This is a genomic window from Cupriavidus sp. 10L43_2 (genome assembly GCF_056395265.1).
This window is the reverse complement of sequence record NZ_JBFTJE010000010.1, coordinates 26,095-38,617: the sequence shown is the minus strand read 5'-3', so window position 1 is coordinate 38,617 and position 12,523 is coordinate 26,095. Positions and strand designations below refer to the sequence as shown.

The window sequence follows — 12,523 nt, the reverse complement described above, 5'->3', positions numbered from 1 at the left end:
CATGCGAGTGGAACCCCTGACCTGCCATATCGGCGCCGAACTGTCCGGCGTCAACCTGGGCGAGGCGTCGCGCGATGCCGGCCTGTTTGCCGAGATCAAGTCGGCGCTGCTCCAGCACAAGGTGCTGTTCCTGCGCGACCAGGACATCACCCGGGCCGAGCACGTGGCCTTTGCGCGCCGCTTTGGCGAGCTGGAGGACCACCCGGTGGTCGGCAGCGACCCGGAGCACCCCGGCCTGGTGCGCATCTACAAGTCGCCCGACAGCAAGGTGGAGCACTACGAGAACTCGTTCCACTGCGACGCCACCTGGCGCGCCGCGCCGCCGATGGGCTGCGTGCTGCGCTGCGTGGAAACCCCGCCCGTGGGCGGCGACACGATCTGGGTGAACATGGCCGAGGCGTACCGCCGGCTGCCGGACGACATCAAGATCCGCATTCACGGCCTGCGCGCCAAGCACAGCATCGAGCACACCTTCGGCGCCAATATGCCGCCGGAGAAGCGCGCCGGCCTGGCGGCCCAGTTCCCGATGGTGGAGCACCCGGTGGTGCGCATCCACCCGGAAACCAGCGAGCCCGTGCTGTTCGTCAACGCCTTCACCTCACACTTCGCCAACTACCACCGGGGCGACACCGTCCGCTTCGGCAAGGACTTCATGCCCGGCTCGGGCGACCTGCTGCAATACCTGTGCGCGCAGGCCGAGGTTCCCGAGTTCCAGGTGCGCTGGCGCTGGACGCGCAACAGCGTGGCGATCTGGGACAACCGCTGCACGCAGCACTACGCCGTGCAAGACTACGCGCCTACCGTGCGCAAGATGGAGCGCGCCGGCATCGTCGGTGACGTGCCTTACTGACTGACCGCGAGATGCCTCACATGACAGATTTCAAGACCGATGCCCGCATCGTCTCCACCCCCTCGGCCTACGCCTACCCACTGCTGGTCAGCCAGTTGCTCGTCAACGCGCTGAGCCTGAGCCCGGAGCAGGAGATCACCTACCAGGGCACCACGCGCTACACCTACCGGGCGTTCCGCGGCCGCATCGGCCAGCTGGCCTCGGCGCTGGGCGCGCTGGGTGCCCGCCACGGCAGCACCGTGGCCGTGATGGACTGGGACAGCCACCGCTACCTGGAATGCTATTTCGGCGTGCCGATGATGGGCGCCACGCTGTTCACCGTGAACGTGCGGCTTTCGCCGGCGCAGATCCTGTACACGCTCAACGACTCGCAGGCCGAGATCGTGCTCGTGCACCGTGACTTCCTGCCGCTGCTCGAGGAGATCCGCGACCAGCTAACCGGCGTCAAGCGCTTCGTGCTGATGGCCGATGGCGAGCCGGCGCCGGCCACCACGCTGCCGCTCGACGGCGAGTACGAGGCGCTGCTCGCGGCGGCCTCGCCGGACTACCCGTTCGCGGAGTTCGACGAGAACACCCGCGCGGCGATGTTCTACACCACCGGCACCACGGGCGACCCCAAGGGCGTGTCGTACAGCCATCGTCATATCGTGCTGCACGCGCTGACCACGGCCACCACGCTGTGCTCACCGCGTACGGGCCAGCGCCTGCATCGGGAGGACGTGTACATGCCGATCACGCCGATGTTCCACGTGCTGGCGTGGGGCATCCCGTACGTGGCCATCCTGCTGGGGCTGAAGACGGTACTGCCGGGCCGCTACGTGCCGGCGCAGCTGCTGGCGCTGCGTGCGTCCGAGGGCGTGACGTTCTCGCACTGCGTGCCGACCATCCTCCAGATGCTGCTGCTGACCGCCAGCGAAAACGGGCAGGACCTGTCCGACTGGCGCGTCATCATCGGCGGCTCGGCCCTCCAGCCGGCGCTGTGCGCGGCGGCGCTCGATGCCGGCATCGACGTGTTCTCGGGCTACGGCATGTCCGAGACCGGACCGATCGTCGCGCTGGCCCAGCTCGCGCCCGGTGTCCGTCCGGCCAGCCGCGAGGCCGAGATCGCCATGCGCTGCGCCACGGGGCGACCGGTGGCGATGGTCGACTTCCGCATCGTGGACGAACAGATGCGCGACGTGCCGCACGATGGCCGCCATCAGGGCGAGATCGTGCTGCGCGCGCCGTACCTGACCGAGTCGTACCACGGCAAGCCGGAGGCCTCCGAAGCGCTGTGGGCCGGCGGCTACCTGCATACGCAGGACATCGCCGTGATGGGCGCGGATGGCGGCGTCCGCATCGTCGACCGCATCAAGGACGTGATCAAGACCGGCGGCGAGTGGGTGTCGTCGCTCGAGGTGGAGGGGCTGGTGGCGCAGGTGCCCGGCGTGCGCGAGTGCGCAGTGATCGGCGTGCAGGACGCACGCTGGGGCGAGCGGCCAATGGCCTTCGTGGTTGGCCAGCCCGGCCACGCCGTGGATGCGGCCGATATCCGCCAGCGCCTGCTGGACCATGTGGCCGGCAACCGCCTCAGCAAGTTCGCCGTGCCGGAGGCGGACCGCATCGTCTTCGTGGCGGAGATCCCCAAGACCAGCGTCGGCAAGATCAACAAGAAGCAGTTGCGCGAATCCGCGCAAGGCTGACCCCGGCCGGGGAAGGAGAGCAGCAAAAAGGCCAGCCGCGAGGCTGGCCTTACTCATTGCCCGATCGGATCGGGCGGGATTGGATCAAGGCTGGATATTGAACGTCTTCACGATGCCTGCGTTGCGGTCGAACTCGGCGCGCACGGACTGGCTCAGTTGCGGTAGCGGCAGTTCGGCGATGGGCTCGTAGCCGAGCGCTTCCATGCGGGCGCGGACCTTGGGGGTCTGCGCGGCCTTGTCGACGGCGGTCTGGATCTTGCGCGCCAGGTCTTCCGACATCTGGCCCGAGGCCACCACGCCGATCCAGTTGCTGAAGTCGACGTCCGGATAGCCGAGTTCGGCGAAGGTCGGCACGTCAGGCAGCAGTGGCGAGCGCGTCTTGGCGGCCAGCGCGTAGGGCTGGAGCTTGCCGGCCTTGATCAGCGGCAGCGAGGTGACCATGCCGTCGTACATCACGGCGATCTGGCCGCCCATGACTTGCGTCAGGGCCGGGCCGGAACCCGCGAACGGCACGTGCTGGAGGTCGATGCCGGTCTTCTGGTTGACGATCATCCCCGCGTAGTGAGAGGCCGTGCCGGCGCTGTACGAAGCAAAGCCGAGCTTGCCCGGATGCGCCTTGGCGTAGCTGACCAGGCTCTTGAAGTCCTTGGCCGGCAGTTGCGGCGCGCCGACCATCAGCAACCGCGAACGCGCGATGGCGGCCACGGGGCGGATGTCCTTGAGCGGATCGAAGTTGCTTTTCAGCACGTGCGGGATCTCGGTCAGCACGTTGCTGGCCGTGACCATGATGGTCTGGCCATCGGCCGGTGCGGCGATCAGCGTGTGGATGGCGATGCCGCCGCCCGCGCCGGGCTTGTTGTCGACCACGACCGGCTGGCCGAGATCGGCGGAAAGCTGCTCCGCCAGCAGGCGGGCGACCACGTCCATGGTGCCGCCAGCGGGGGCCGGCACGAGCATGCGTACCGGCTTGTTGGTCCACGCAAACGCGGCCGGCATGGCCAGCGCGAGCAGGACAGCCACGGCGGTGCGCCGCGGTATCAGGTGGGCAAGGCGTTGGGCCATGCTTGTCTCCGTTCGATGTATTGGAATAGTAGGGCAGGCACGCTCAGGCGGCGTGTCTTGTTCCCGTATTGCCGGGATTGCGGCGCTGGGCGATGGCCGCCAGCGTGGCGGCGCGCTCCAGCAGCGTCATGCGGGGCCAGCGGCCGATCTCCAGGGGGGTACGGCGACACCCCTGGCAGAACTGGCCGGACAGGTCCATGCGGCAGATATTGATGCAGGGATCGGTCAGTGCGTCCATGTCGTGCGTCAGCCAGTATCAGGCGGGACGGCGCGGCAGGTTGCGCTCGCCGGCCCGGCGGTTCGGGGCCATGCCGTGCGCGCGCAGCGTCTCTTCGGCGCTGTCGTACCAGGTGCCGATGCGGTAGATCGCGCGGGCTTCCTTGCCGGTGGCGATCTCGCGGCCCAGTTCCTTGGCCACGCGCACGCACTGCTGGATCTGCTGCACCGAACTCATGCGATTGCCGTGCTGGTCGATGATGGTGTCCTCGATGCCGCAACGCGGGTGCAGGCCCATCGCCATCGCCATCATGTTGAACGGCAGCACGTTCTTGAGCAGCGACTCGGCCGTCAGCGTGCAGCCATCCGGCGCGCGGTGGATGAAGTTGAAGAAGTTGAACGGGTTGGGGCCGTCGAAGCCGCCGCCGATGCCGATCCAGGTCAGGTTCAGCGGACCCAGGTAGACCCCGGCGCGCACCAGGCGCTCGAGCGTCTCCAGCGCATGCATGCCGGTCAGCTGGAAGTGCGGCTGCACGCCGGCGCGTTGCAGGCGGCGCAGGTGCTCGGCCACCCAGGCCGGGCCGGCCGGCACGGTCATCTCGCTGTAGGCCGCCTGGTACGCCGGGTTCTCGAGCGAGGTGCCCGCGACGTACTCGGGGTACAGCAGCTCCATGATGTTCATCTGCGTGGTGTTGATGGCCACGGTCACCTGGTCGGGCTTCGGCGTGAGTTCGGCCAGCATGTGGCGCGTGTCGTCCGAGAGCCATTTGGCGGATTCGCCTTCGTCTTCCGGTGCGAACGAGATCGACCCGCCCACCTGGATGATCATGTCCGGCACGGCCTTGCGCACGCCGGCGATCAGCTCGTTGAACTTGGACAGGCGCTTGGAGCCCTTGCCGTCGAGTTCGCGCACGTGCAGGTGCAGCACGGTGGCGCCGGCTTCGTAGCAATCCACGGCTTTCTGGATCTGGGCTTCCATGGTGACGGGGATGTCTTCCGGGAAGTCCTCGGGCATCCACTCGGGGCCGTACGGCGCCACGGTGATGACCACTTTGTCCATGGTCTCGGGGTGAAGGGAATCGTCAAGAAATTGCATGTTGTCTCCTCGCTGGGTGCGGTGGGAATGTGCGGACGGCACGCGGGGCGCCGGTGTCCGAAGTATCGGCCAGCGGGTATACGCGGTTTGACATGACGGGACATTGAATTAACCTGTGGGGACACCCCGGGAAAGCACGCATCCATCCTTCTATGTGCCTATGTCCTATACGTTGCGCGGCGCCAGCCTGACCCATTACGTGGATGTGGCGCGGGCCGTCGGGCTCGACCCCTACCAGCAGTTGCGCGCGGCGCGCATCGCCCGTTCCGCGTTGCTGGATCCCGACTTGCGCATCCGGGCCGAACTGGTCGGCGGGCTGCTCGATGCCTCGGCGCAAGCGGCCGGCGTGGACGACTTTGGCCTGCGCATGGCGGCGCTGCGCGAGTTCTCGAACCTGGGCCCGCTGGCCTTCGTGGTGCGCGAGGCACCCACGCTGCGCGAGGCGCTGGTGTCGATGGTTCGCTATATGGACCTGCAGAACGAGGCGCTGGGGATGTGGGTGGAAGAGGCGGGGCCGCTGGTAGTGATCCGGCTGCAGATTCTGAGCGAGCGGCCCGGCACGATGCGCCAGGCCTCCGATCTCGCAGTGGGGGTGATGTTCCGCATGCTGCGCCTGTTCCTGGGCACCGGGTGGCGGCCGCGCAGCATCAGCTTCACGCACGCGGCGCCGGCCAGCACGGCCACGTCGCTGCAGCTGTTCGGCATGCCGGCGGACTACGGGCAGGATTTCGATGGCATCGTCTGCCAGGCGGCGGACCTGGAGGCGCCGCTGCCATCCTACGACCCGGTGATGGCGCGGCAGGTGAAGCAGTACCTCGGCACGCTGCTGGCGCAGTCGTCCGCGACGATGCAGGACCAGGTGCGCAAGCTGATCTACGCGCTGCTGCCCACCGGCCTGTGCACGGTGGATCGCGTGGCCCAGCACCTCAGCGTGGATCGGCGCACCGTGCACCGGCGGCTGGCGCAGGAAAAGACGACGTATTCCGATGTGCTCGATGCGGCGCGCGCGGACCTCGTGCTGCGCTACATCGACAACGCCACGCGGCCACTCTCGGAAGTGGCCACGCTGCTTGGGTTTTCATCGCTCAGTGCTTTTTCGCGCTGGTTCTGCGGCCGCTTCGGCTGTAGCGTCACGGCCAGGCGCATGGGCAAGGCGGAGGCAAAAACGACCACCGCCGGCTGAGGGGCTGGCGGCGGTTTGAGCACGGGGCTCAGAAGCGGTGGCGGATGCCCACGGCGGCGCCGATCATCGACCGTTCGCCATTGCCCAGCGCGTAGCTGTTGCCGAGCGAGAGGCTGTTGGCGTAGACCGTGGCCAGCGATTCGAGCATCAGGCCGGCATTCTTGGCGTAGGCGGTGGTCAGGTACACGTCCGTGCGCTTGGAGAACGCGTAGTTGGCCACGAAGCCGATCTGCCACGGGTTGGCGAGCTGCGTCGCGCCGGCCAGGCTCTTGAGATCGTCGTAGTGATACTCGAGCGTCAGGCCGACGGCCGGCGTGAGTTGGTAGAGCGCGCCGATCCAGTACAGGTCGTCGCGCTGGATCACCGTGCCGCCCGCGTTCTTGTTCTGGCCCCAGCGGTAGCCGGCCATGATCTTGGCATCGCCAAAGCCGTAGCTGCCGCCGATGGCCGCCTTGCGCAGCGTGCCGCTGCTGGTGCCGATGGTCGGGTTCCACTGGTCATAGCCGACGGTGACCCCGAACGGGCCGGCCGCGTAGGCCACGGCCGCGCCGTAGGCGGTGTCGCGCCGGAACGAGCCCGGCACTTCGCCGTTGCCGCCGATCGGCGTGGCCACACCCACCGTGGCCGGCAGCGCCAGGCCGGTGCCGAAGGACCAGTGCGCCAGCGCCGTGACCGGGCCGAACTGGCCCGTGTACTTGATGGTGTTGTCTTCGCGGAAGTTGGCGCCCGACTGCAGCACCACCGGCTCGTACTGGGTGGCGTAGGCGGTGGGCGAGAAGTTGGCGAGCGCCTCGAACATCGACGTGTACTGGCGCCCGAAGGTGATCTGCCCGAGTCCCGTGCGCTGCAGGCCGACAAACGCCTGACGTCCGAACATCCGGCCCGACTGCTGCAGCGTGCCCGAGTCCAGGCTGAAGCCCGACTCCAGCACGAACATGGCCTTCGCGCCGCCACCGAGGTCCTCGGTGCCGCGAATACCCCAACGGGAGCCGGCGAGGCCGCCCGAGTTCATGCGTACCACGTCGTGACCCTGCCCGCGGTTGAACTGGTTCGTGGCGACCGGCACCGCGCCCACGTGATTCGCGTATTCGACGTTCACGTCGGCCACGCCATATAGCGTGACCGCCGATTGTGCTTGTACTGCACCCGTTCCCGCAGTGGTCATCAGCGCCGCTGCGGCAATATTCCTGGCCTTCATGTTGTCTCCGTGTCTCGGTTCGAGTTATGTGCAACCGGGTCGGAGTATTGGCGGAACGGGCGCTGCCGATTTGACTGTCGGGGACAATCCTTTTTCATTTCGGGACAGATCGGGAAAACGCGAACCTGCCCTGCAGGACGGGCGCGGCAGTCACTTCACAACTGCGATTCGATGGGAAACAGCCCCATGAACCACACGCCGACGCGCCGCAGCACCGAGGACTCGGGCTCCGTGGTCAGCGGGGCGGCGTCCGGGTTCGCCTCGTCGATCCAGATCAGTTGGCGGCCCCGTTCGGGGTCGTCCTCCTCCGCGAGCCGCCACGCAATGCGCCCCAGATTCGGCAGGATCGCGCCGGCCACCTGCGCGGCCAGCGCCGGGCTCACGCAGACCACGCCCAGCTCCGTGTTGAGCTGCACCGAGCGCGGGTCCAGGTTCATCGAACCGATAAAGACGGCGCTGTCGTCGGCGACGAAGGTCTTGGCGTGCAGCGACGCGCGCGAGCTGCCGAACGCCGACAGCTTGGTATTGCCCGATTTGGTCGATTTTGCCGATGTTCCCGCCGCGGCTTCGGGGTCGTGCATCGGCTTGACCTCGTACAGCACCACGCCCATGCGCAGCAGGGTCTCGCGGTAGCGCTTGTAGCCGGCGTGCACGGCTGCCACGTCGGTGGCGGCGAGCGAGTTGGTCAGCACCGTCACGGCCACGCCGCGCTCGCGCAGCGTGCGCAGCCACGCCACGCCGGCCTCGCCGGGCACGAAGTAGGGCGAGACGATCAGCAGCGTGCGCTGCGGCTGCATGTCCAGCGCGCGGAGTTGGGGCACCAGATGTCCCGCCGTGTCGTCGGCGGCGCGCGTGATCTTGCCGGGATCGTCGTAGAGCAGCGCGGCACGGCCCCACGCGGCAGCGGCGGGCGGCTCGGCGAGTACCTGCCGGAGCCGCTCGCGCGCGTGCACGGCGTAGGGGTGGTCTTGTTGGGCCGCCGCCAGCGCATCCAGCCGCTCGCGTAGCGCGGCCACGGCTTCCGGGTCGGCGCTGCGGCCGGTCAGCGTGCCCACCGGATAGGCCGCCTCGCTGTTCCAGTAGGCGTCGAACGCGCCGGAGACCTCGCGCACGATGGGGCCGTGCGTCAGCACGTCCAGATCGCCAAAGCTGACGGCGGGCGATGCGCCGAAGTACTCGTCGCCGATATTGCGSCCGCCGAYGATGGCGGCCTGGTTATCGGCGATCAGCGCCTTGTTGTGCATGCGCCGGTTCACGCGCGAGAACTCCAGCAGCGCGCCCGCACGCCGGAAGGCGCGGCTGGCCACCGGGTTGAAGATGCGCACCTCGATGGCTGGATGGGCGTCCACGGCCAGCAGCAGGTTGTCGTCGGCGCCCACGCCGATGTCGTCCAGCAGCACGCGCACGCGCACGCCCCGGTCCGCCGCGCGCAGCACGGCATGGGCCAGGGATCGGCCGGTGGCGTCGTCGTGCCAGATGTAGTACTGGAGGTCGAGCGAGCGCTCGGCCTTTTCCGTCAGCAGCACGCGGGCGATCAGCGCGTCGACGTTGTCCGCCAGCAGGTGGAAGGCGCTCTGGTCTGGCGGGTCAGGGCGACGCTGCGCGGCGAGGCGGCCGAGCGTGGTTTGCGCGGTGTCTGTCATCGCGTGGCTCGGTTCACCGTCCGCCGGGGGCAGGCTGGCGCAGCCGGACAGCAGCGCGGCTGCCACCATCGTGACCATCGCCACCCGGGCCAGCACGCGTGAGGCAGCGGTCATGCATGTCTCCCGGGGAAGGGCAGGCCGCCCGCGCTGGCCAAGTCCAAAGGCCAATACAAATTGGCGCCGACGGCGTCGAGAATGGGAATGCTTGCCCCGGGAAAAGCAAGCGTTACGGCTACGCAAGAGGTGCTACGAACATAGTCCGGCATCGCGGAGATTGCAAACCGCTTCCCGGAGAGAGGAGGCAGCCATGGCTCGTTGGCTCGAGCGACTGATGTCCTGCGCGCGCGTTCTGGTCGCCGTGGCGTGGCTTGCCATGTTCACCGCACCCGGTGTCCCGGCGGCGCAGACCCCTGCACCCGCCGCGCCGCCGGCATCCACCGCGCCTGCGGCGCCGACCTTCAAGCCCGAGGAACTCGAGTCCCTCGTGGCGCCGATCGCGCTCTATCCCGATTCCGTGCTCTCCCAGGTGCTCATGGCGTCCACGTATCCGCTCGAGATCGTGTATGCGGCGCGCTGGGTCAAGGCCAATCCCAATGTGAAGGGCGACGCCGCGGTCAAGGCCGTGGAGAACCAGCCCTGGGATGTCAGCGTGAAGTCTCTGGTGGCCTTCCCGCAGGTGCTGGAGCCGATGAGCGACAAGCTGGACTGGACGCAGAAGCTCGGCGACGCGTTCCTGGCCCAGGAGCGCGATGTGCTGGCGGCGGTGCAGCGCCTGCGCGCCCGCGCCCGGGACTCGGGCAACCTCAAGACCAACGAGCAGCAGAAGGTGTCGGTGGAGCCAGGGCCCGCGCCGGTGCAGGGCCAGCCGCCACCGGTCGCCGAGACCATCATCCGCGTCGAGCCGGCCAACCCACAGGTGATCTATGTACCGGCCTACAACCCCACCGTGGTCTACGGCTCATGGGGCTATCCGAGCTATCCGCCGTACTACTGGCCCCCGTATCCGGCCTACTACCCGGGGGCGGCGCTGGCCACCGGCTTCGCCTGGGGCGTGGGGCTGGCAGCGGCGGGCGCGATCTTCGGCGGCTGCAACTGGGGCGGCGGCGATGTGAATATCGACGTCAACCGGGCCACCAATATCGACCGCAATTTCGACCGCACCAAGGTGCAGGGCGGCGGCAAGTGGCAGCACGATTCCAGTCACCGGCAGGGCGTGTCGTACCGGGACAACGCTTCGCGCGAGAAGTACGGCAAGAACTCGGGCGGGGCGGACCGCCGCAGCGACTATCGCGGCAGGGAGGGTGGGCGCGAGGGTGGACGTGATGGTGGCCGTGAGGGCGGACGTGAGGGCGGACGTGAGGGTGGGCGCGATGGTGGCCGTGACGGCGGACGCGATGGCGTCGGCGGCGATCGGGCAACAGCTTCTGATCGGTCAGCAAACCGGGGCGACCGGCAAGGGGGCGACCGGGGCGACCGCCAAGGCGCCGGCGGCGACCGCGCGCAGGCCAGCAATCGGCAAGCCAGCGACCGCAGCCTCAGCACGGACCGTGGCCGGGGCGACATGGGCTCGGGCAGCGGGGCAGGCCGGGACAATGCCTTCCAGGGCGTAGGCGGCGGGCAAAGTGCGCAGCGCGACATGGACCGTGGCCGCGCCAGCTCGCAGCAATCGAACTTTGGCGGCGGGCACGCCAGCAGCCGTGGAACCGGCGGCGGTGGCGGTAGTCACGCGGGCAGCCGTGGCGGCGGGGGAGGCGGCGGCTTCGGCGGCGGCGGTGGCCGTGGCGGCGGTGGGGGTGGCCGTGGTGGTGGCGGCGGCAGGCGCTGAAAAGGGGAGACGATGACCGCGCGATCAACGCACCGCCTGGGGCGGCTTGCCGGAAGGGCCCGCTGGATGGCGGCCACGACAGCCATCGTGATGGCCTTGACATGGCCATGGCCGGGCCCGGCGTGGGCCGCCAGCCAGCGGCATTTCCCATCGCCCGAAGCCGCCATGCTGGCATTCGGCGATGCTGTGGCGACCAGCGACGACGCCGCGCTGGGGACCTTGCTCGGTGCCGACTACCGGCGCCTGATCCCGCCCGTGGGCGCGGACGCACGCTACCGCTTCCTGAGCGCCTGGAGTGTGTCGCACAAGATACTTCCCGAGGGTGCCGACCGCGCCCTTGTGGCGGTGGGCGACGATGGCTGGACCTTGCCGGTGCCGCTGGTGAAGTCGGCGCAGGGGTGGTACTTCAACGTGCCCGAGGGCGTGGACGAGATGCGCGTGCGGCGTATCGGGCGCAATGAGCTGGCTGTCATCCAGACCATGCTGGCGGTCTGCGACGCCCAGCGCGAATACGCCAGCGTCGATCATGACGGCGACGGCGTGCTGGTCTATGCCGGCAAGCTGTCCAGCTCGCCCGGCAAGCGCGACGGCCTGTACTGGCCCACGGGCGGCGGCGAGCCGCCGAGCCCGCTCGGCCCCGCCTTCCTGGCTGTCGGCAAGGGCAATACCACGCAGGACGGCTACTACGGCTATCGCTATAAATTGTTGACGGCACAAGGACCGGCGGCGCCCGGCGGTGCCTACGACTACGTGGTCAACGGCCGGCTGTTCGGCGGCTTTGCCATCGTGGCGTGGCCCGTGCGATACGGCGATACCGGCGTCAAGAGCTTCATGGTCAACCACGAGGGCCAGGTGTACGAAGCCGACCTCGGTCCCAACAGCGCGGCGCGCGCGCAGGCCATGACCCGCTTCGATCCTGGCCCGGGATGGGCCAAGACGGCCCCCTGAGCCTCCGGCGCCGCCCCCGCAGGGCGGCGTCCGTGTGCAGGAAGAGATTGCAATTGCGCAGGCCGCCCACTAATGTGAAAGCCGACCATACATAGATCACGAATCTGGCGAATTCGCTTTGTCGTCTTTCTTGACGATTCCTGGCCTTATCCGGGGTGCAGCGCAACGTATATCCGGGCGCAGTACGCGCAGATCGCGCAGTCAGCAAAACATGGACGCACAAGCTCCAGGGGGTAACTGCCATGAATCGTCGTTCGTTCACGACCCTGCTCGGCGTGGCCGCACTGGCCAGTCTCAACGCCGCCTGTACCACCTCTTCCGGTTCCGCCTCGGATAACGCCAGCAAACGCAAGGAAATCGACGCGGGCGCGGACGGCGCGCTGAACCGGCTCTATAGCTCGGTCAACGGCTCGCAGGCCCTGGCCAGCAAGGCCACCGGGATTCTCGTCTTTCCCAAGATCATCGCCGCCGGGCTGGGTATCGGCGGCGAGTACGGGGAGGGCGTGCTCCGCACTGCCGGCCAGCCGGCGGGCTACTACCGCACCTCCACCGCGGCCTTCGGGCTGATTGCCGGCGCGCAGTCCAAGATGATGGTGATGATGTTCATGACGCCGGAAGCCTTGCAGAAGTTCCAGCAAAGCAAGGGCTGGACGGCCGGGGTGGACGGCTCCGTCGCGGTGGCGCAGGTCGGCGCCAACGGGCTGATCGACACCAACACGGCGCGCGCGCCGATCGTCGCCTTCGTGGTGACGAATGCCGGCCTGATGGCGAACCTCTCGCTGGAAGGCACCAAGATCAGCAAGCTCGACATCTAGTCGGG

General features: G+C 68.4%; 11 protein-coding genes. 6 read left to right on the top strand and 5 right to left on the bottom strand.

The window, feature by feature from the left end; translation table 11 throughout:
* The first annotated feature begins 1 nt into the window (after nucleotide 1).
* Together AC1DEL_RS15675 and AC1DEL_RS15670 are read left to right on the top strand one after the other, a co-directional pair.
* Nucleotides 2-850 (top strand): TauD/TfdA dioxygenase family protein, encoded by an 849-nt coding sequence (locus tag AC1DEL_RS15675; RefSeq protein ID WP_477125993.1) that lies wholly within the window; start codon nucleotides 2-4, stop codon nucleotides 848-850.
* 20 nt (nucleotides 851-870) lie between these two features.
* Entirely contained in the window at nucleotides 871-2,532 is a 1,662-nt protein-coding gene (locus AC1DEL_RS15670; protein WP_477125994.1) for a fatty acid--CoA ligase, read from the top strand.
* 84 nt (nucleotides 2,533-2,616) lie between these two features.
* Here the strand turns inward: AC1DEL_RS15670 and AC1DEL_RS15665 are convergent, their stop codons facing one another.
* Genes AC1DEL_RS15665 through AC1DEL_RS15655 form a run of 3 tightly spaced genes read right to left on the bottom strand, consistent with a single transcriptional unit; the run spans nucleotide 2,617 to nucleotide 4,906 of the window.
* Entirely contained in the window at nucleotides 2,617-3,594 is a 978-nt protein-coding gene (locus tag AC1DEL_RS15665; protein WP_477108664.1) for a Bug family tripartite tricarboxylate transporter substrate binding protein, read from the bottom strand.
* A 43-nt stretch (nucleotides 3,595-3,637) separates the two neighbouring features.
* A complete protein-coding gene (locus tag AC1DEL_RS15660) occupies nucleotides 3,638-3,832 on the bottom strand; it encodes a DUF1289 domain-containing protein (RefSeq protein WP_477108663.1) in 195 nt (64 codons plus the stop codon).
* An 18-nt stretch (nucleotides 3,833-3,850) separates the two neighbouring features.
* Entirely contained in the window at nucleotides 3,851-4,906 is a 1,056-nt protein-coding gene (locus tag AC1DEL_RS15655) for a beta-keto acid cleavage family enzyme (RefSeq protein WP_092300846.1), read from the bottom strand.
* Nucleotides 4,907-5,066: 160 nt separating this feature from the next.
* Between AC1DEL_RS15655 and AC1DEL_RS15650 the strand changes: the two genes are divergently transcribed.
* Nucleotides 5,067-6,089, top strand: a complete 1,023-nt coding sequence (locus tag AC1DEL_RS15650) for an AraC family transcriptional regulator (protein WP_092300843.1) — start codon at nucleotides 5,067-5,069, stop codon at nucleotides 6,087-6,089.
* Nucleotides 6,090-6,117: 28 nt separating this feature from the next.
* Here the strand turns inward: AC1DEL_RS15650 and AC1DEL_RS15645 are convergent, their stop codons facing one another.
* Together AC1DEL_RS15645 and AC1DEL_RS15640 are read right to left on the bottom strand one after the other, a co-directional pair.
* Complete coding sequence (locus AC1DEL_RS15645) at nucleotides 6,118-7,287, bottom strand: porin (RefSeq protein WP_092300840.1); 1,170 nt, start codon at nucleotides 7,285-7,287, stop codon at nucleotides 6,118-6,120.
* Between the two features lie 155 nt (nucleotides 7,288-7,442).
* Complete coding sequence (locus AC1DEL_RS15640) at nucleotides 7,443-9,044, bottom strand: phospholipase D family protein (protein WP_477159113.1); 1,602 nt, start codon at nucleotides 9,042-9,044, stop codon at nucleotides 7,443-7,445.
* A 193-nt stretch (nucleotides 9,045-9,237) separates the two neighbouring features.
* Here AC1DEL_RS15640 and AC1DEL_RS15635 point away from each other — a divergent pair, with 193 nt between their 5' ends.
* The 3 genes from AC1DEL_RS15635 to AC1DEL_RS15625 all read left to right on the top strand — a co-directional run bounded on the left by AC1DEL_RS15635 (nucleotide 9,238) and on the right by AC1DEL_RS15625 (nucleotide 12,518).
* Nucleotides 9,238-10,755, top strand: a complete 1,518-nt coding sequence (locus AC1DEL_RS15635) for a DUF3300 domain-containing protein (RefSeq protein WP_441592352.1) — start codon at nucleotides 9,238-9,240, stop codon at nucleotides 10,753-10,755.
* A gap of 66 nt (nucleotides 10,756-10,821) precedes the next feature.
* On the top strand, nucleotides 10,822-11,703 hold the full coding sequence (locus tag AC1DEL_RS15630; RefSeq protein ID WP_477110304.1) for a DUF2950 domain-containing protein: 882 nt from the start codon (nucleotides 10,822-10,824) through the stop codon (nucleotides 11,701-11,703).
* A 242-nt stretch (nucleotides 11,704-11,945) separates the two neighbouring features.
* On the top strand, nucleotides 11,946-12,518 hold the full coding sequence (locus tag AC1DEL_RS15625) for a BPSL1445 family SYLF domain-containing lipoprotein (protein WP_092300828.1): 573 nt from the start codon (nucleotides 11,946-11,948) through the stop codon (nucleotides 12,516-12,518).
* Nucleotides 12,519-12,523 lie beyond the last annotated feature (5 nt).

Bases quoted from the DNA above. Each gene is read 5' to 3' on its own strand.
- AC1DEL_RS15675 (WP_477125993.1), top strand. From the start codon at position 2: ATGCGAGTGGAACCCCTGACCTGCCATATCGGCGCCGAACTGTCCGGC.
- AC1DEL_RS15670 (WP_477125994.1), top strand. From the start codon at position 871: ATGACAGATTTCAAGACCGATGCCCGCATCGTCTCCACCCCCTCGGCC.
- AC1DEL_RS15665 (WP_477108664.1), bottom strand. From the start codon at position 3,594: ATGGCCCAACGCCTTGCCCACCTGATACCGCGGCGCACCGCCGTGGCT.
- AC1DEL_RS15660 (WP_477108663.1), bottom strand. From the start codon at position 3,832: ATGGACGCACTGACCGATCCCTGCATCAATATCTGCCGCATGGACCTG.
- AC1DEL_RS15655 (WP_092300846.1), bottom strand. From the start codon at position 4,906: ATGCAATTTCTTGACGATTCCCTTCACCCCGAGACCATGGACAAAGTG.
- AC1DEL_RS15650 (WP_092300843.1), top strand. From the start codon at position 5,067: ATGTCCTATACGTTGCGCGGCGCCAGCCTGACCCATTACGTGGATGTG.
- AC1DEL_RS15645 (WP_092300840.1), bottom strand. From the start codon at position 7,287: ATGAAGGCCAGGAATATTGCCGCAGCGGCGCTGATGACCACTGCGGGA.
- AC1DEL_RS15635 (WP_441592352.1), top strand. From the start codon at position 9,238: ATGGCTCGTTGGCTCGAGCGACTGATGTCCTGCGCGCGCGTTCTGGTC.
- AC1DEL_RS15630 (WP_477110304.1), top strand. From the start codon at position 10,822: ATGGCGGCCACGACAGCCATCGTGATGGCCTTGACATGGCCATGGCCG.
- AC1DEL_RS15625 (WP_092300828.1), top strand. From the start codon at position 11,946: ATGAATCGTCGTTCGTTCACGACCCTGCTCGGCGTGGCCGCACTGGCC.